Origin of the sequence: Psychrobium sp. 1_MG-2023, from assembly GCF_030689115.1 — a bacterium.
In the GTDB taxonomy this organism is placed as follows: Bacteria; Pseudomonadota; Gammaproteobacteria; order Enterobacterales; family Psychrobiaceae; genus Psychrobium.
On sequence record NZ_JAUYVJ010000019.1, the window covers coordinates 32,035 to 51,332 of the forward strand.

14 protein-coding genes are annotated in these 19,298 nt (G+C 39.9%); 11 read left to right on the top strand and 3 right to left on the bottom strand.

The genetic code is table 11. The features are described from left to right. Positions 1-29: 29 nt before the first annotated feature. The 5 genes from Q8W26_RS11080 to Q8W26_RS11100 all read left to right on the top strand — a co-directional run bounded on the left by Q8W26_RS11080 (position 30) and on the right by Q8W26_RS11100 (position 5,729). Positions 30-515: a putative 4-hydroxy-4-methyl-2-oxoglutarate aldolase gene (locus Q8W26_RS11080; protein WP_101214188.1), complete on the top strand. Its 486-nt coding sequence runs from the start codon at positions 30-32 to the stop codon at positions 513-515. 84 nt (positions 516-599) lie between these two features. Continuing rightward, the gene (locus tag Q8W26_RS11085; protein ID WP_101214189.1) at positions 600-2,441 is read left to right on the top strand and encodes an AsmA family protein; all 1,842 of its coding nucleotides are present in this window, start codon (positions 600-602) and stop codon (positions 2,439-2,441) included. A 276-nt stretch (positions 2,442-2,717) separates the two neighbouring features. Then, positions 2,718-3,257, top strand: coding sequence for a manganese efflux pump MntP family protein (locus tag Q8W26_RS11090; RefSeq protein WP_101214190.1), 540 nt, complete (start codon positions 2,718-2,720; stop codon positions 3,255-3,257). Positions 3,258-3,297: 40 nt separating this feature from the next. Beyond that, a complete protein-coding gene (locus Q8W26_RS11095; protein WP_101214191.1) occupies positions 3,298-4,833 on the top strand; it encodes an FGGY-family carbohydrate kinase in 1,536 nt (511 codons plus the stop codon). A gap of 17 nt (positions 4,834-4,850) precedes the next feature. Further along, complete coding sequence (locus tag Q8W26_RS11100; RefSeq protein WP_101214192.1) at positions 4,851-5,729, top strand: NAD(P)-dependent oxidoreductase; 879 nt, start codon at positions 4,851-4,853, stop codon at positions 5,727-5,729. Between the two features lie 66 nt (positions 5,730-5,795). Here the strand turns inward: Q8W26_RS11100 and Q8W26_RS11105 are convergent, their stop codons facing one another. The 3 genes from Q8W26_RS11105 to Q8W26_RS11115 all read right to left on the bottom strand — a co-directional run bounded on the left by Q8W26_RS11105 (position 5,796) and on the right by Q8W26_RS11115 (position 8,119). Beyond that, positions 5,796-6,074, bottom strand: coding sequence for a metalloregulator ArsR/SmtB family transcription factor (locus Q8W26_RS11105; RefSeq protein WP_101214228.1), 279 nt, complete (start codon positions 6,072-6,074; stop codon positions 5,796-5,798). Positions 6,075-6,411: 337 nt separating this feature from the next. Further along, positions 6,412-7,824, bottom strand: a complete 1,413-nt coding sequence (sbcB, locus tag Q8W26_RS11110; RefSeq protein ID WP_101214193.1) for an exodeoxyribonuclease I — start codon at positions 7,822-7,824, stop codon at positions 6,412-6,414. 172 nt (positions 7,825-7,996) lie between these two features. Continuing rightward, entirely contained in the window at positions 7,997-8,119 is a 123-nt protein-coding gene (locus tag Q8W26_RS11115) for a hypothetical protein (protein ID WP_305473380.1), read from the bottom strand. 512 nt (positions 8,120-8,631) lie between these two features. Between Q8W26_RS11115 and Q8W26_RS11120 the strand changes: the two genes are divergently transcribed. From Q8W26_RS11120 to Q8W26_RS11145, 6 genes are all read left to right on the top strand, one after another. Continuing rightward, positions 8,632-10,002: an OprO/OprP family phosphate-selective porin gene (locus Q8W26_RS11120; protein ID WP_101214194.1), complete on the top strand. Its 1,371-nt coding sequence runs from the start codon at positions 8,632-8,634 to the stop codon at positions 10,000-10,002. Between the two features lie 62 nt (positions 10,003-10,064). Next, positions 10,065-10,967 carry a phosphate/phosphite/phosphonate ABC transporter substrate-binding protein gene (locus Q8W26_RS11125; protein WP_101214195.1) on the top strand — a complete coding sequence of 301 codons (903 nt, stop codon included), beginning with the start codon at positions 10,065-10,067 and terminating at the stop codon, positions 10,965-10,967. Further along, complete coding sequence (locus Q8W26_RS11130) at positions 10,967-13,135, top strand: bifunctional diguanylate cyclase/phosphodiesterase (RefSeq protein ID WP_101214196.1); 2,169 nt, start codon at positions 10,967-10,969, stop codon at positions 13,133-13,135. Before Q8W26_RS11125 ends, Q8W26_RS11130 begins: the two co-directional genes overlap by 1 nt. Positions 13,136-13,442: 307 nt before the next feature. Then, entirely contained in the window at positions 13,443-16,115 is a 2,673-nt protein-coding gene (locus Q8W26_RS11135; RefSeq protein WP_101214197.1) for an EAL domain-containing protein, read from the top strand. Between the two features lie 3 nt (positions 16,116-16,118). Beyond that, positions 16,119-16,733 (top strand): DsbA family protein, encoded by a 615-nt coding sequence (locus Q8W26_RS11140; RefSeq protein WP_101214198.1) that lies wholly within the window; start codon positions 16,119-16,121, stop codon positions 16,731-16,733. Between the two features lie 123 nt (positions 16,734-16,856). Then, complete coding sequence (locus tag Q8W26_RS11145; RefSeq protein WP_101214199.1) at positions 16,857-19,016, top strand: TonB-dependent siderophore receptor; 2,160 nt, start codon at positions 16,857-16,859, stop codon at positions 19,014-19,016. Positions 19,017-19,298 lie beyond the last annotated feature (282 nt).

A 19,298-nucleotide genomic window follows, 5' to 3' on the forward strand; every position in this document is an offset into this window, starting at 1 on the left:
GCTTATTTTTTAATTAATTAAGGATACTTATGTTAGATCTTCTCCCTGATTTATGTGACGAATTTCCGGAACAAGTGCGAGTGTTACACCCCGTTTTTACCAGTTATGGCGCGAAATCAATTTTCAGTGGCGAAGTAGTCACGGTCAAATGCTTTGAAGATAATTCAGTGGTGAAATCGTTAGTTAACCAACCTGGTAAAGGTCGAGTGATTGTGGTTGATGGCGGAGGTTCAGTGAGAAAGGCCTTATTGGGAGATATGCTAGCTCAGGCTGCAGCGGATAATGGCTGGGCTGGGTTAGTGATAAATGGTGCCATTCGAGATGCTGGGACTATCGCCACAATTAATATAGGGGTGCAAGCCCTAAATACGATTCCTGTAAAAACAGAGAAACTAGGAGCGGGCAATCAAGATGTTGACATTGAGTTCGCTGGGCAAGTCATAAAACCTGGTAGCTACATTTATGCTGATCTCAACGGCGTACTGGTCACTGATAAACCCTTAAATCTCAATTAATACTTATTAATTTCATAAAATTATACTAGGGCGGTGTATTTGGTATTACAATAATACAAAACATCGCTAGCATAGGAAGATTCGATGAAATTATTATTTAAAATATTGGCTGTTATCGTTGGGATAATAGTTATTGCTGTGATTGGATTAGTCACCTTAGTTGATCCTAATGAGTATAAGCCCCAGATTCAGGAGCAAGTCCGCCAAACAATCAATCGTGAATTATCGCTTGATGGCGATCTGAGCTGGCGTATTTTTCCAACTCTGGGAATTGAAACTGGTCGTGTTGCCATCATTAATCCGCAAGGCTTTAATCGTGACCATCTCGTTGAACTCAAGCACGCGGCTATTTCTGTTGAAGTATTACCCTTACTAACAGGTACTGTTTCGTTGGGGAAACTTGAACTTGATGGTCTTCGTCTAAACATAATTACAAATGCCGATGGCACATCAAATTTAGATGGAATGTCAAAAGGTGATAAAGAACCTAAAGCGGACAGTGCGCAACAGCCATCAACTAGTAGCAGTAACTCACTTGATGTAAGCCTTGGTGGTATTGCTATTACTAATGTTGTACTCGAATTACAAGACTTAGCGGTAAACTCACAAACGCTCCTTGAAGTGAAAGAGATTTCGTTAGGTGAATTTGAATTGGGTAAACGCTCTCCATTGGAAATCATCATTGCACTTGCAACCAACGATTTACAGGGTGATGTTAAGATTACGAGCCGCGTTATCGTTGATCAAAATCTTGAACAGCTAGAACTGGAAGGTTTAACCTTAATTAGTTCTTTACGTGGTCAAGCACTCCCAACAAATATAAACGTAAATATTGCAGCAAATATCCAAGCAAATTTAAAGTCTAATGAGTTCAATGTGAATGATTTTTCACTTGCAGCGAATTCACTTCAACTTAATGGGCAATTGAGCGCTCGTACTGGCAAAATAACCAACGTTAAGTTTGCACTTAAAGGTAATGAGTGGGATCTTAATCCATTTATTCCACCTGCAACGGAAACTGATTCTGAGCAAGCACCTACTCCACAAGTGGAGCCTGATCTTTCTTTTTTAAATACGCTCAATGTTGATGGTCAATTGGATATTGCCGGGATTAAAGCCAAAGGGTTATCACTGGGTAAGACAGCATTAACGGTTAAAGTCGATAAAGGTGAAGCACGTATCACACCGTTAACCGTTGATTTATACGACGGTCAATTGCGTGTGTTAGCGACTGTTTCTCATGACAACGGACGAAATTCATACGTTTATAAGCATTGGCTGACAGGGGTACAAATTCAACCTTTATTAAAAGACTTAGCCGACATGACATTATTGGCGGGTTCAACAGAGTCACAGTTGGTGTCAAAAGGTCAAGGGTTAACGGTTGATAAAATAAAGAAAAATATTGCTGCTTCTGGTGACTTTAAGATACTTGATGGCGCACTATTTGGCATTAATTTACCTCAAAAAATACGCTCGGCAAAGGCTAGCTTAACTGGTGGTGATAAAACAGTAGCCACTGAAGAGCAAAAAACTGATTTTACTGAGCTTGTCGGCCAATTTAAAATTGATAATGGTGTGTTTAATAATACCAGCTTGGATATGGTGTCACCGTTTATTCGTTTGGATGGCAAAGGAACTGCTGATATTATTCAATCGCTTATTGATTATCGCTTAAAAGTTGTTTTGGTTGGAAGCACGCAAGGGCAAGGGGCGGATGTTAATGAAATGGCTGGTGTTGCTATTCCGTTGAAAGTCAGCGGAAGCTTTTCTGACCCTAAGTTTGGACTTGATACCAGTGGTGCATTAAAAGCCAAACTTGATGCTGAGAAAGCAAAATTAAAAAGTAAACTCGATGCGGAAAAAGAGAAGGCAAAAGATAAGCTTAAAGATAAACTCAAAAACAAGTTAGATGGCTTATTTTAAATAAAACAGTTAAATTATAGTGTATTAAGGCCTGAGGAGATCTTCTTTCAGGCCTTTTCTTTTGAGTGTTTTGATTGTGTATGTGTGGTGATAAGCATTGAACCACTACGCTGCGCCATTGGGACGAAAACCCTGCGGCAGGACTAATTAACACAAACAATGCCGTTGAGAAGTGGCGGTGAACCTTGGTCCATGGCTGAAGATATTTGGAGTCTTAATTTTGATAAATCGTTATTTTCGACGTTTAATTACTTGGAACTGATGGGTGGTTGATAAGTGTTTGAACTAATTTTATTAGCCCTAGCGGTGAGTATGGATGCCTTTGCGGTTTCGATTGGGCTAGGCGCGAGAAAAGTGACAAAACCACTAAGTTTGGCAGCTAAGGCCGCGATTTACTTTGGTCTGTTTCAAGGGGCAATGCCTGTCATCGGTTATTTCAGTGGCCAAGGTGTTCTCGACTGGATCAAGGGCTATACCCATTGGGTTGCATTCGCACTACTATTGATTATTGGCCTAAAGATGATCTACGAATCTTTTGACGCAGGCGTCGAGCAAAGTTTATCCAATATAAGCCATCGTGTTTTATTGGTGTTAGCGATTGCCACAAGCATTGATGCGATGGCTGCGGGATTTGTGTTGCACTTAATTCCGGTTGATCCCATGTTAGCCTGCGGGCTCATTGCTGTGGTCACTGGTTTGTTCAGTTATTTAGGTGTCATTATAGGCACAAAAACGGGTGACAAACTTGAAAGTAAGGCAGAACTCCTCGGCGGTATTGTGTTAGTGTTAATCGGGTTTAAAATGCTCCTGTTTTAGAAATACAAAAATAATAATAAGATGGTTCAATATATTTTTAATGGAAAATAATTACCTATTAAGTATCGACTATGGGACTCAAAGCGTCCGTGCTTTAGTCTTTGACCAACATGGCCAATTAATTACAAAAGTTTGCCAGCCTGTTGAGCCTTACTTTAGCCAGCAGCCGGGTTGGGCAGAGCAACATAGCGACTATTGTTGGCTGCAAGTGTGCGAAGTCATTAAGCGTTTGTGGCAAGAAACAAATATAGTACCGCAACAAATCTGTGCGTTAGCGTTAACCACGCAACGAAATTGTATTGTTAATCTTGATAATGATAATAATGTATTAAGGCCGATACTAATGTGGCCCGATAGTCGAACTGCCGAGCAAGTGCCTCCGCTGAAGATGTGGTGGCAAGCTGCTTTTACGATTGTAGGAATGAAACGTCGTATAGATTACTTTCAAGCAGAAGCGAAGCTTAATTGGGTTGCATTACATCAGGCTGATATTGCAAAACAAAGTGCTAAAGTGTGCTTTCTTTCAGGGTGGTTGAATTATAAGCTGACTGGGCAGTTAAAAGATTCCATCGCTAGCCAAGTGGGGTATATCCCGTTTGACTACAAATGCCGCTGTTGGGCTCATTCAAATGCTTGGCAATGGCAAGCTATTGCAGTTAAGCCGCAGCAAATGATTGATGTTGTCGAACCTGGGGAGCTGATTGGAGAGATTTGTCCACAAGCTGCTTCTGCCTGTGGTTTATTGGTCGGGACGCCTGTTATTGCGGCTGGTGCCGACAAAGCGTGTGAAACATTAACATCTAGCGCAGCTGCTGAAAATGTCGCAAGTGTGAGCTTAGGCACGGCTGCAACTATTGCAATCACGCAATCTCAATACAAAGAAGCGTATCGTTATTTGCCGCCATATCCGTCTTTAGCAGAAAAGTCGTTTATCAATGAAATTATCCTTCAACGTGGCTTCTGGCTGTTAACTCACTTCATAGAACAATATGGCAGTGAGGATGTGATAGAAGCTGAAGATTTAGGCATTAAAGTTGAAGAATTGATTTGCCGAAAAATTACTCATGTTCCAGCAGGCAGTGAAGGCCTCATTGTGCAGCCATTTTGGGCGCCTGGTGTTATTTATCCTGGTCCTGAAGCTCGTGGTAGTATTGTTGGGTTTACGCCATCGCATACTCGCATACACCTCTATCGTGCACTAATTGAAGGTATATTACTTAATTTAAGGCAGGGGTTGGAACGCTTACAGCGAATTTCTCCTTCACCAATTGACACCATTAGGATCAGTGGCGGCGGCAGTCAAAGTGACATCGTGATGCAAATGGCAGCTGATATATTTAATTTACCGTGTGAACGAGTTCAAACCTATGAAACATCAGGTTTAGGTGCCGCCATAGCATGTGCAAAAGGCGCAGGTTTTTATGACAGTGTTAGCACTGGGGCTCAAGCAATGGTTAAAATTGGTCAACGTTTCGAACCCGGGCGTGATAGCGAGTTTTATCAAATATTGGCAACATCAGCTGTAAAAGATCTTTATGGCCACATTAAGCCATTTTATAAGCAAATGAATTATTAATGATGGAAGGTTAACAAATGAAATTAGCGTTTATTGGGTTAGGTGTAATGGGTTATCCGATGGCTGGCTTTTTACAAAAAGCTGGTCACGATGTTACGGTCTTTAATCGCACATCGGCAAAAGCACTTCAATGGGTCGAAGAGTATCAAGGTAAGTGTGCACAAAGCCCTAAACTAGCAGCTGTTGATGCTGATATTGTATTTAGCTGTGTCGGAAATGATGATGATCTGCGTGAGGTTATCATTGGAGAGCAGGGGGCATTACACTCTATGAAAGCCGGGGCTATTTTATGCGATCATACCACTGCATCAGCCGATGTCGCTCGCGAACTATTTACCCTTTGTAAAGATAAGAAGGTGTCGTTTCTAGATGCGCCTGTCTCTGGTGGGCAAGCGGGTGCGGAAAATGGCATATTGACAATTATGATCGGTGGTGAAGAGCAAGTTTTTACTCAGGTTAAACCTGTAATCGAGGCTTATGCCCGTTGTGCTGAACGCATTGGTGATGTAGGAGCAGGTCAACTAGCTAAAATGGTTAATCAGATCTGTATTGCTGGCTTAGTTCAAGGTTTAGCTGAAGGTGTGCACTTTGCAAAACAAGCTGACTTAGATATTGAAAAAGTGATTGGTGTTATTTCAAAAGGAGCAGCTCAGTCATGGCAAATGGAAAACCGTTATCAAGCGATGATCGATAATGAGTATGAGTTTGGCTTTGCGGTGGATTGGATGCGTAAAGATTTATCAATTGCGCTAAATGAAGCACGTAACAATAACGCATCGTTACCTGTGACAGCCTTAGTTGATCAATTTTACTCAGAAGTGCAAGGTATTGGCGGTAAGCGCTGGGATACATCTAGTTTGCACGCTAGACTTGTTAAAATGAAGTCAACCGAATAGGAAGACTTTTAAGAAAGAAAAAAGGGATCATTTGATCCCTTTTTTATTGGCTACAATCAGCTGCTGCTATTTGCAATAAAGCGAATGCAATGTACTAATCATTGTAGCGACTTCGTCACCTTGTAGTGAGTAATAGATTGTCTGTGATTCTCGACGAGTTTTAACAAAACCCGCACGACGTAACCAAGCCAAATGTTGTGAGAGAGAGGATTGAGCCACAGGGACAATCTCGTTGAGCGCAGATACACTTAACTCATTATCAAGCAAAGAACATAAAATCATCAATCGATGACTGTTCGCCATTGCCTTCAATAACGTGACCGCTGGTACAACATTTTTCTCCATATCACTAATATCCACGGAATACCTTCCTACTTTGTAATGAATTGTAATTCGGATTGTATACTATCAGAAACTGATACTTTTTGTTTTTTCTAAATGTAAAAAAATATTATTCCTTGACCTATATCTCATACTTTTGTTTATGTTTTCGTCTAATTAATGATCAAAACGAAAGCCTGTGAAATTACTGAGCTTTTTAACCATATGAAATATAAGGTCTTATTCTTTTTGGTAAACTTGATATATTTTTTTTTGCATAAAAATTCAAAAAATGAATAAATATTTACCAAATGGATATTATTTATTCAGTATAGGCGCTTTCTAATTTAGTTTATGCATATTAAATACTAGACGCATATTCAAATAACGCACGTAAGATTGCCATCTTACGCTCGTCTTGGCTATGTTCGAACGCAATATTTTCAAGTTTGAGTGCGTAAGACTCACCATCAAGGGTGTTGCGACGGTAGTCGTTCCAGCGCATTACTTCACTCTCATTTAATGTATGTAGGTAATTACGTGCCCTGAAACGAAAGAGCATTTCATTGAGTCGTTGATCTTCGAAATCAACTTCAACTGCGCTCAATTGCTCAGGAGGTGTTTGACTGATTCGTTCGATAGCTGCTTTATCGCTATGACTAAAAAAACCACCACTATAAAGCATAAGATCTGGGTTTGTTTCTGTGGGGCGCTGACTTTCTAGCAGAAACACTTGGGTAAGCTTATCACGCAACTGTGGGTTAGCTTTCAGTAGGTTGAGGTTTTTACGGCAAAGGCTACGGTCAATACCGTGTTGGTCAGCTGATTCAGCTGTTAATGTTTTTGCCGGAGCTATCACAGGGCATTTGTTACTGTGAACTAGTTTAATTGGAATTGGTAACAAATCACCAAGTTCATCACGCTTGGTGTACATACGCTCGCTGATTTCTTCAGCGTCCAACTCAATCAAGGGTTCTAATGCCATATTCAAATTAACGCAGATCATCGCATTTTTATTTGTCGGATGATAAGCAACAGGAGCAATGTAAGTTGAACAGCCTTGGCTAGCAGGCACTTTAGAAGTGATATGTACCAATGGAGTACAATTTACCAAGTCAAACAACTTATTTACTTCCGCTTTTCTACGTAAGTTAAATACATAATCAAACAACTTAGGCTGCTTTTTCTTGATAAGCTTAGCCATCTCTATGGTCGCAATTACATCCGACACTGCATCATGCGCACCTTCATGACTAATGCCATTGGCAGCGGTTAAAAGTTCTAAACGAAAACTCACAACACCATCATCATTTTCCGGCCAATTGATCCCTTCTGGTCGTAGTGCGTAGCAGGTGCGAACTAAGTCAATAATGTCCCAGCGCGAACAGCCGTTTTGCCATTCGCGGGCATAGGGATCTAAAAAGTTGCGGTAAAGAGATTGCCGGGTAATCTCATCATCAAATCGAATATTGTTATAGCCAGCAACAACGGTATTAGGTTCACTGAAAATGTCATTGATTTGCTTTATAAACTGAGCTTCAGGAATTCCCAGCCGATTGACTTTTTGTGGCGTTAACCCTGTAACAAAGCAGGCTTCAGGAGCAGGTAAGTAGTCATCTGCTAATTGACAATAAATCTCAATGGGTTCACCAATGATATTTAAGTCAAGATCAGTTCTTATTCCGGCAAATTGAGCAGGCCGATCACTGCGAGTATCTGCACCCCATGTCTCATAATCGTGCCAGAAAATGGTTGGTTGTCCATTAGCGTTCATTGGATTTTTCCTTGGTGTTCTTTTTATTATAATGCTTTATTTATGGGAGCTTATACTAACTGTAATCGTCTAACGTCCTTTAATGCATTTTTCCTAATCGTTAGTTTTGTGCTATCAAGCGAACTAATAATAGATTGGGAGTGCTCTAAATACGCTTTCTTATTAGCCATTTTTAAATGGCGTTAACTAATAACACACGTAGAAGTATCAAAGCGCCAGATGCAGGTAGAATCTGCTGTGCTGTTCGCGATTCAATGCCAGTTAGAGTTCCACCTAAAGCGGTAATTGTTTCCAATTATCCTCTTACAACGTGGGGTTAGCAACAACGATTGGCCAAAGAATTTCAGCCAGCACTTTAGTGACCAATGAAACGTAAACAGCTAAGGGGCCTCATTATTCATAGAATGATGAATACAACAGTCTAAAGGTGTTGCTCGAAAGGTGAGAAAAAAGTGAATCATTGAGAGTCAGTCTAAACTATTATTATACAAGATGAATAGTTAGAACTAGGCAAACATTAACTTCGCGCTTATTTATCTGTTAACAAAGTCGTCAATTAATCAGGTTTGCCAATAAGTTGACTGACTTTAATGTATATCAACTTTTTGCAATATTTGTTGTTTCTTTAGCCACATTCAATTGCTTATATAAGTTTTTACTTATAATATCTATGAGCAACAAGGACAGGTTGAAGTCAGATTAGCCATTGTCCGTTGGTTCAATAGAAAATCGTTGGTACACGGTTCAGGGCAGCCAAGTTTATTTTAAATATAATTACTCAAGCTACTATGAATAGGACGTTTCTTTATGCCTCAACATCCGAAAAAATTTGCATTGTCAGTCTTCCTGTTGACCTCTCAAAGCCTGTTGTTTACCCCCTTCGCTAGTGGCAATGAAGGCAGTGAAACTACACAACAAAATCCTCATAGTTACTTACAGCTACTCACTGTGCTTAAAAATAACAAAACAATTACTCGTGAGCAGTTTGAAGCGTTAAAAGCTCAGCTACTGGATCATGCCGAACAGCTTGAGCAAGATAAATACGTTGAGGACGATGAAGAGAGCTTAGCGATTAAGACCGAGGGTGGATTGGAGGTCTCGACTTACGATGGCCAGTATGCGTTTGAACTCACTGGCCGAATGATGTTTGATATGACTTCTTTTGAAGAAGATAAAAATAAACTGGGTAACGACAGCAGTATTCGCCGAGCATTTTTAGGCGTTGAAGGTAAGTTTGATTATAATTGGGGTTATGAATTAACCGTCGATTTTTCTGGGGGGGAGGCCGATCTTAAAGACGCCTATATCAGTTACTCAGGGCAAAATGGATGGTTATGGAAGTTTGGTCATACTAAAGAACCTTTCAGTCTCGAAGAACTCACGAGCAGTAAATATATAACCTTCATTGAACGCGCTATGTTAAATGAATTTGCTCCTGGCAGAAGCTTAGGAATAAATGCTAGTACATACGGTAGCAACTGGACCGTTGCGGCCAGCATCAATACTCAAGCTTGGGATGATGACCCTGACGACGAAGGTGATGAAGGTTGGGCAACGACAATGCGTTCAACATATGCACCTTGGCATACGGACACGCAAGCACTTCATTTTGGCATTGGCTTATCGCATCGAGTGACAGATGATGAACGTAAAGTTAAGTTTAATTCACGTCCAGAAACCAAAAACACAGATATCAAATTCTTGAACACTGGTAGCATTAAAAAAGTAGAAAAAATATCGCGGTTAGGGCTGGAAACAGCGTGGGTTGAAGGTGCTTTCTCCGCTCAAGCCGAATTTATAATGGCAGATCTAACACGCCAGTCTCAAGACAACCTTTCGTTTTCGGGGTGGTATGCAACGGCAAGTTGGATGATTACGGGGGAATCGAAAGATTATAAGTTTAGAAAAGGATCTTTTGGGCGTCTTAAACCGTATTCACCAAATGGTGCTTGGGAAGTGGCAGTGCGTCATAGTTCACTCGACTTAAATGATTTGGATATCACTGGTGGTGAGGGCTACATCTCAACAATCGGTATTAACTGGTATATAACCAAACAGATGCGCGCAATGCTAAATTATGCAATGGTTGATAATGATGAATATGCGAATGATGATGGTGACGTATTACCGTCGGATGATCCCCGCTACGTACAGTTGAGGTTGCAACTTGATTTTTAAAGTTAATTAAATATTTACCTATAAAGTTGTTGATACCCAAGATTACTCAGGAGTTGATGTAAATGAACTATCCCAGATATTACTTGCTTCTACTTGCTATTCTTTTTGCAAGCCTTGATGCCAGTGCTAAAGCTTTTGTTATCGGAAAAGTCAGTGATAACCCGCAGAAACATTATGGCTACCTGAAGCCTATGGCCGATTATTTAGCAAAGAATTTATCCGAGTTTGGCTACACGGAAGGTAAGGTGTTAATGGCTAAAAATAATCGACAAATGGTTCGATATCTTAAAAGAAAGAAGGTCGACTTAGTGACGGAAACCATTTTTTCTGGTGTGATCTTTAAAGACAAAGCCAAAGCAGAGTTGCTTTTGACAAAATGGAAAAAAGGCCAAAAAAACTACGAAAGTTTGATTTTTGTTCGTAAAGATAGTGGTATTAATTCATTAGATGATTTTAAGGGCAAAACCATAGCCTTTGAAGATCCAGGTTCGACATCAGCTTTTTATATACCCGCAGCGATGTTATTAAGGCACGGGTTGTCATTGGAGCGCTTAGACTCTGTCAGAGATTTTCCTGATGAAGAATCAGTGGGGTATGTTTTTTCTAACGAAGAAATAAATACATCCACTTGGGTTCATAAAAGGCTGGTGCAAATTGGCGCACTTAATGATCACGATTGGAATAAAAGCGACCACTTACCAAAAAAGTTTCGAGATGACTTTAAAATTATTGCTAAGAGCGAAAAGTTTCCACGAGGCGTTGAATTGGTTAGAGCTGGCATGAGTGAGGCGCTAAAACGTAAAATTAAATCGTTATTACTTAATATTCATGATGATCCTGATGGAGTCCATATCTTAGAGCGTTACCAAAAAACGGCCAGGTTCCAAGAGTTTGAAAACAATATTGGAGATGTTGTTAAAGAGGCTCGTGCGATTGTATCTCTTGTTGACTCGAAGTTGAATTAATGAAGCCTAGGTTACAATTACGGGTTGCCCGTGCAATCATTCTATTAATTTTAGTCATCATTGCCACCATGGGTGGATTTTTGACATGGAAATTTGATGCGGCTACCCAAAGGCTTCATCAAATTAGCGAGTCAACACTAACAAATGCATTAATAGAACAGCTAAATCAAAAGGGAGTTGATACTACTACTTATATCTCTGAAACATTAAAGAATGCTTTATACACCTACGATATGGAACAAATACAGCAACAAATTTTTGCGATCACCAGTCAAAAAGATGTTGTTAAGACATCAGTTTTCGATGCTCATGGTAAAATTATTCATGATGGTACTGAGCTCATCAACACGTTTGGTCAGTCGATCCCTACACCAATATCACAAGGACTTGAAAATTCACCGCGAAATGTTTTTATTGTAATGCATGAAAATTCTATCGATTTTGCGAAGCATATTTATATTGGAAATGAAAATATTGGCGGTATTATTCTGACCTATTCGCTTGAACATATTCGAACGGATATAGAACAACTCGATACGTTAATTTTTCAACTTGTCGCTAATCAATTGCAAGATAACCTTTTTAATATTGCAACGATAGCAGTCTTTCTGGTCTTTTTAAGTTCGTTTTTGGCCTGGCGTTTAACCAGCCGTTTCGTCGAGCCAATCGTCAAACTCTCAGAGTATGCTGCGCATATTGGTTCTGGAGACTATGACTTTGAAATGAAAGTGTCGGCAAGTCGAGATGAAATCTCTGAATTAGGACGCTCTTTTAATACGATGCGGGATAACCTAAAGCAATCTAGCAGTAAAATTAATCATTTAGCTAATCATGACACCTTAACAAAATTACCCAATCGACGTTTATTTGTAAAAAATCTCGATTTAGCGATTAAAAACTATCAGCGAAATAAGATTAAGTTTTCCCTTTTGTTTATCGATATTGATAATTTTAAAAATGTTAACGATAGTATGGGGCATGATGTAGGTGATGAAGTTTTAATTCAGGTGACGAGTCGACTTAAGCACTCAATTCGCTCGGCCGACAGCCTGCTAGTGATGGGTGCAGAACAAACACAATCTTTTGAGAACTCGACGGTCTCTCGGTTAGGCGGTGATGAGTTTACTATTATCCTAATGGGCGTTAGCGAGCCTGCGATTATTGCACATATCGCACAGCGCATAATCACTAACATGGCTGAGCCTTGTAAAGTTAGAAACAAATTGGCCTATATCGGTGCAAGTATTGGTATATCAATCTTTCCCGATGATGATGAAACATCCTCTGGACTCATGAAAAATGCTGATATAGCAATGTACCATGCTAAAGAACATGGTAAAAACCAATATCAATTTTTCTCAACCGAAATAAATAACGCGGCTATGAAACTTCTGACAATAGAAAATGATTTAAGAACCGCTTTAGAAGAGGAACAATTTTGTTTGCATTATCAGCCAAAGCTGGATGTGAAAACAAGAAAAATAGTATGTGTTGAAGCACTACTGCGCTGGAAGCATCCGGTGAAAGGGGACATCAGCCCTAGTGAATTTATTCCGATTGCTGAACAAAGCGGCCAGATATTAGCTATCGGTGACTGGGTACTTGATAGGGCCTGCCAGCAGCTAAGCTCTTGGCAATCAACTGAAGCAAAAGGCTTACCTGTCGCTATTAATATTTCAGCGGTGCAACTTGCACAAGATAGGTTAGATGAGGCGATAATTAAAGCGCTAGACAAGTATGATCTTCCTTATCATTTACTTCAAATAGAGATGACTGAAACGGCAGTCATAGAGAGTAAGCAAGATGCATGTGGAATATTGACTCGGCTAAGTGAAATGGGGATTAAAGTGTGGATGGATGACTTTGGCCAAGGTTATTCATCATTGGGTTACTTAAGCACGCTCCCATTTTATGGCTTAAAGATAGATTACTCTTTCATTCGCTCTATCCATACAGAAGAAAAAAACCGGAAGCTTTGCCAAGCAATTATTTCAATGGCCCACAATCTTAATCTTTTGGTCGTTGCAGAAGGGATTGAAGAACAAGAACAGCACAATATCATTGAAGGTATGGATTGTGATTTTGCACAAGGGTTCTTTTACGAAAAGCCCATTCCAGCTGAAAAACTATTTAATCAATTTTTTGTAGACTCTGGATACAGGTACTAAAAAATATACAGAGTAGAAACTTTCATTTGCAAATCTCCATAAAACAAGCGTCAAACGTCATAACCAAATCTATAAGAATTCTTAAACTAGAGTTTTATAATGATTGGGAAAATAAGCTTTTTATTTAGACAGTTACCTATCATTTCATCTTATACATTAGTATGTAACAGTACATTGAAGTTTGATCTCAGGCTATCAAAGCATGCTATTATCGAAAATTGTTACTTTGTAACTAGATTTAAAGCCAAGAGTACTGCTAAAGTGGCAACTCAGATTTTCAGGCGTATTTGGAAGGATATCGTATTCAATGCCAACTCAGTTTTCTTATCTTAATATACTGACATTATTCCTATTTTACCTTAGCTTAGTCGCTAGTTCTCCGTCAGCTGCCGCACACGAAACCGGAGAAAGTAGCCAGTTTGCTCAAGTGTTTGAGAAGCACAGTGCAATTATGCTTATAATTGATCCTAAAACTGGTCAAGTGTTAGCTGCCAATCGCGCTGCGATACGCTTTTATGGTTATAGTGCGACAGAGTTTTTAAACCTTTCGATCCAACAAATTAATATGCTTAACGCTGAGCAGGTCGCTTCTGAAAGAGCGTTAGCTAAAAGCGAAAATAGAAACTATTTTATTTTTCGTCATCAGCTTAAATCAGGCGATGAAAAAACTGTCGCAGTCAATTCAGTGCCAATCACCTTTCATGGCGAAGCAGTGTTGTTTTCAATTATTCAAGACATTACGACTCAACGAGAGATTCAAAAAGATTTGTGGCATTACCAATCTAACCTCGAGAAAATGGTGGACAACCAAGTGAGTCAAATTGATCAAGCGAAGCGATTAATGATTCATTCCCTGGTTTGGGGCGTGGCATTTCTTTTATGCCTTGTTGCATTCCTGTTGTATTTACTCAAACGAAAGCGAATTGCAGAAGAACAACGTTCGGCCTTGGCACAAATTGTCGAACAAAGCCCTGTCTCAATCATTACAACTGATGCCAATGGTATTATCACGTTTGCAAATGAGCATTTTTTCAAGACTTCAGCTTTTAACCTAGAGGATGTAATTGGTCGGCATGCTGACATCCTACGTGATGATGGCCATAATATTGCCTTGTATGAAGATTTATGGAATACAATCAAACTAGGGAAGCCTTGGAGTGGTGAGTTGCATACGCATTGTGATAATGGTGATGTGCACTGGGAGCGTGCTAATATTTACCCATTAATTAATAGTAATAATACCATCAGTAGTTACGTTGCAATTAAAGAAGATATCACCAAACAGAAACAACACGAAAAACAACTTAAGCAAGCGTCCACCGTGTTTAAAACCGCTACAGAAGCTGTCGTCATCACGGATAAGGACTTTAAAATTATTGCCGTTAATGATGCTTTTAGTTCGATTACAGGTTTTGATAAGGATGATGTAATTGGTACAGAACCAAGCTTTCTACATTCGGAGTATCACGAAGAGGCCTTTTATCAGCAAATGAATAAAGAGCTTCACGAAGCCGGACAATGGCAAGGGGAAGTGTGTAATAGCCGTAGAACGGGTGAATTGTTTTACGAATGGCTTTCGATCACTTTGATCAAGGATGATAATGAAAACGTTGAATCCTATGTTTGCCTTTTTACCGATATCACCAAACGAAAAAAAGCCGAACAAGCGGTTTACCAACAAGCGAATTTTGATGTTCTAACCGGGTTAGCTAATCGAAACTTGTTTATTGATCGATTTGAGTATGTACTCGAGCTTGCCAAGCGAAAAGAAACCTCGGTAGCACTGTTTTTTATCGATTTAGATCGCTTTAAAAACGTTAACGACACCTTTGGTCACAATTGTGGCGATATGTTATTAAAGCAAGTCGCCGCTCGCCTGTTAAGCTCTGTCAGGAAGTCCGATACTGTGACCAGATTAAGTGGTGATGAGTTTGCAATTATCATCTTTGGCAATGACGACTTACTAAAGATTGAGAACTTAGCCTTAAAAATTTTGGATAAATTGGCAAGCGCTTATCAGCTCGATGATAAGGAAGCGTTTATTACAGCGAGTATTGGTATCGCGATGTCACCAGGTGACGGAAGCACCTCTGAAGAGTTATTGCGAAAAGCAGACAGCGCAATGTATAAAGCCAAAGAGAAGGGAAAAAATAATGTCCAATTCTTCACTAAAGAAATGGATGATGTGGCATTACAACGCCGCACTTTAGAGAGCGCTTTACGTCATAGTATTACTAATAATCAGCTAGAAGTGCATTATCAACCAATCCATGACTCGCACACTGGTAAAGTAAGCTCGGCAGAAGCGCTTGTCCGTTGGCACCACCCAATGCATGGCATGATTTCTCCGGACAAGTTTATTCCGCTAGCGGAAGATAATGGCTTTATCAACGATATTGGCGAGTGGGTCTTAGAGCAGGCTTGTATTGAGGCAAAGAAATGGCATCAGCAATATCAAGATGCCCCTAAAGTGTCCGTTAATATCTCAAGTGTTCAGTTTTATCGTCAAGATTTTGTTGCAAAACTTGCGACCATTCTTGAGCGGGTAAACTTAGCGCCCCAGTTATTAATTTTGGAAATGACAGAGAGTTTGTTAATCGAAGAAGATAGTCATACTCTAGACCAATTGACAAGAATTCGAGAGATGGGGGTTCAACTCTCAATCGATGACTTTGGTACAGGCTACTCCTCTCTGAGTTATCTCAAGCGATTCCCAGTGAATATCTTAAAGATTGATCGCGCTTTTATTAAAGATATTACTGATAACCCAGAAGATGAAGGCTTAACTGCGGCGATAATTTCAATCGCTCACAATTTAAAATTGAAAGTTGTGGCTGAAGGGGTTGAAGCGCAAGAACAATGTCAACTACTAGCAAAATATCATTGCCATTATCTACAGGGCTATTATTTTAGTAAACCCCTCATTGCGGCGAAGTTTGATGAGTATCTTGCAAAACAACCTTTCACTATCAAGGAGTAACAAATGAAACGGGCAACACTCTACTATGTTTATGATCCTATGTGCAGTTGGTGTTGGGGTTATCGACCAACTTGGCAGTTAATTGAATCAGCACTAAACAGTGAGCTTAATATTGAGTATTGTGTTGGTGGCTTAGCTCCTGATTCACAGGAACCAATGCCACAAGAGATGCAACAAGGATTGCAACAAATATGGCATAAAATAGCCCAACAATTAGGCACTGAATTTAACTTTGATTTCTGGGAGTTATGCCAACCCCGTCGTTCAACATACCCTGCATGTCGTGCAATGTTGGTAGCACGTGAAGCAGGCCTTGAACAAGAAATGTTAAAGGGCGTTCAACAAGCATATTACCTGCAGGCTAAAAACCCGTCTGATAATAAAGTACTGTCAGAAGTTGCAATGAGCATTGGCATGGATCAAGTTAGCTTCAACCAGCAACTCAATGCTGAAAGCGTTAATGAACAACTGATGAAAGAGTTAGCACTTTCTCGACAATTACCGATTAATGGATTTCCGTCGTTAGTATTAAATGTCGACGGTGAGTTAACGCCTATAGCAATAGATTACCAACAGAGTATTAACACGGTTGCAACAATTCGAGATTTAATTAAATAAATATCTAAAATCAGTGAATTAGCGAAGGGAACAAATAAAATCTATCAATACGAATGGTATTGAGATTGATTATCATTTGTTGTATTGTGACGTCTTTTTTAATATAGAGCGCACAGTATTATCATGCCTACCAGTAAATTTAAGTTAAAACATCCCCAAATATTACTCGCGACATCGCTGTTATTTTCCGCGCAAGCAATGTCGGCATCGACACCAACCGCTAAGGAGACAAGTGTTGATGATAAAGAGATCGAAGTTATTACTGTCAGCCCTCGTGGTTTAATTTCGTATGTCAGCGCCTCGGCGACAAAAAATAATACTCCTATCGTGGAGACACCAGTTTCGGTATCAGTATTAACCAATGAGCGTATTTCTGCGCTGGGCGCAGAAACAATACAAGATGCGTTAGGGTATGTTGCTGGTGTTTACAATGGTCCTTATGGTGTTGATACTCGCGCTGATTGGGCTCAAATTAGAGGAATTGCACCATTGCAATACTTAGACGGCTTGCAAATGATGTTTGGCAGCTACAATAATGCACGCCCAAATCCATATATGCTTGAACAGATAGAAATCCTTAAAGGGCCGTCTTCGATGCTTTATGGCCAAGGTTCTACAGGGGGAATTGTCAATCTTGTGACTAAGCGTCCGTCTGTTGAGACTAAAGGCGAAATTTGGGGACAATTAGGTAATTATGATCGTAAGCAAATTGCTGGTGACTTTAATACTGCGCTAACCGATGATCAAAATGTTTTATTTCGTATCAACGGCTTAGTTCGTGATAGTGGTACACAAACAGATCATGTTGATGATGATAGTATGTATATCTCACCAAGCATATTTTGGGCTATCAGTGACCAAACACAATTGACGTTATTGGCGAATCTTCAAAAAAATAAATCCGGCTCTAGTACGCAATTTTTTCCTCATGAAGGGACAATCTTAAAGGCGGAAAATGGACAAATCGATAGTAGCCGTTTTGTCAGTGAACCGGGTTGGGACCGCTACGATAGCGAGCAAAAGTACCTGACTGCGATTATTGAACACCAACTCAATGACGATTTTTCGATCAACTGGTCAAATCGCTATATGAGTAGTAAAGCACAGACCCGGACGATGTTTGCGTGGGCCCCGAAATTCCAAGATGACAAACGTTCATTTTTACGAAATATTAGCATGAGCGATACCTTTGCAAAAACATTCACGAGTGATTTGCAATTACATGGTGATTTCATCACCGGTGACGTTGAACACAGTTTTATTGCCGGAATAGATTATCAACATGTCAAAACGGATAGAGATCGCGCTTATTTAAGAGGGGCTGGTGGACTTTTAGATATTTATAACCCTGTGTATGGTCAAGTGGATGATTTACCGGATAACTCTGTACTGAGAGATGCTCCTTCTGATTTAGCAAAACAAGTGGGCTTTTACGTTCAAGACTCGTTTAAAATAGGTCAATTCGTGGTTAACGCTGCGTTACGCCATGATCAAGTTGAGATAAGTCCAGGCAAGCCAAGTGCGTCAGAAGAAGATCAAAGTGCAACCACTGGTCGATTGGGTGTGCTGTATAGTTTTGAAAATGGAATCGCTCCTTATATTAGCTATTCAGAGTCTTTCTTACCTATCTTTGGCTCAAAACCTGAAGAGCAGGGCGGTGGTAGTTTTAAACCTCAATCTGGTGAACAAGTTGAGTTAGGGATTAAATACCAGCCACAAGGTACTGAGCATCTAGTCAGTGCCGCTATTTTCGATATCAAAGATAAAAACCGTAAGCGAGCAGTTTCACCTGAATTAGTATTACAAGATGGCGAAGTGAACATTCAAGGTTTTGAGCTAGAAGCGCAACTAGAGTTCGATCAAGTAGATGTTTATGCAAGTTATGCATATACCACCACTGAGAACCTATCAAGCCACCAGCCGGGCAGAAAAGGAGCTGAACTCGCTGCTATGCCAGATCACATGCTGTCGACTTGGCTGACGTATCGACCAGCTGATCTACTCGATGGCTTAAAGCTAGGCTTAGGCTATCGTTATGTCGGAGAGACATCAGATGGTACATCAAATGTCGTCGTTAATGGCACGACGATGCACAAAGCATTAAGAACAGACAGTTATGATGTGATTGATATGATGATAGGGTATGAGTTTGGTCAGTTTGACATTAATTTAAATGTTGATAATTTAACTGATGAAATGAATATCACTAGCTGTTTAGCTCGCGGTGATTGCTTCTATGGTCAGCGCCGTACAGTTACTGCAAACGTTCGTTACCGTTTCTAGCCAAAACCAAGTTGAACCAAGCCCAGCATTAATGCTGGGTTTTTTTATACCTTTTTTGAGTTTGGTGAGAAGTTTTGTTGGCAATGTGTGTATTTTAACGCGATTAATTACCTGTTCATCCATCATGGTAGATGAATGATAGCGATGCTATTTATAATCTAGATAAACTATATACAGGAACCGTTTGTTGACGTTAAAAAGTTGATTACTTAATGAAAGGCTTTGGTCAAAGGGAGAGTGGAGCAAGTTTGAGATGCTAAATGTTGTCTTTGACGGTGCTGT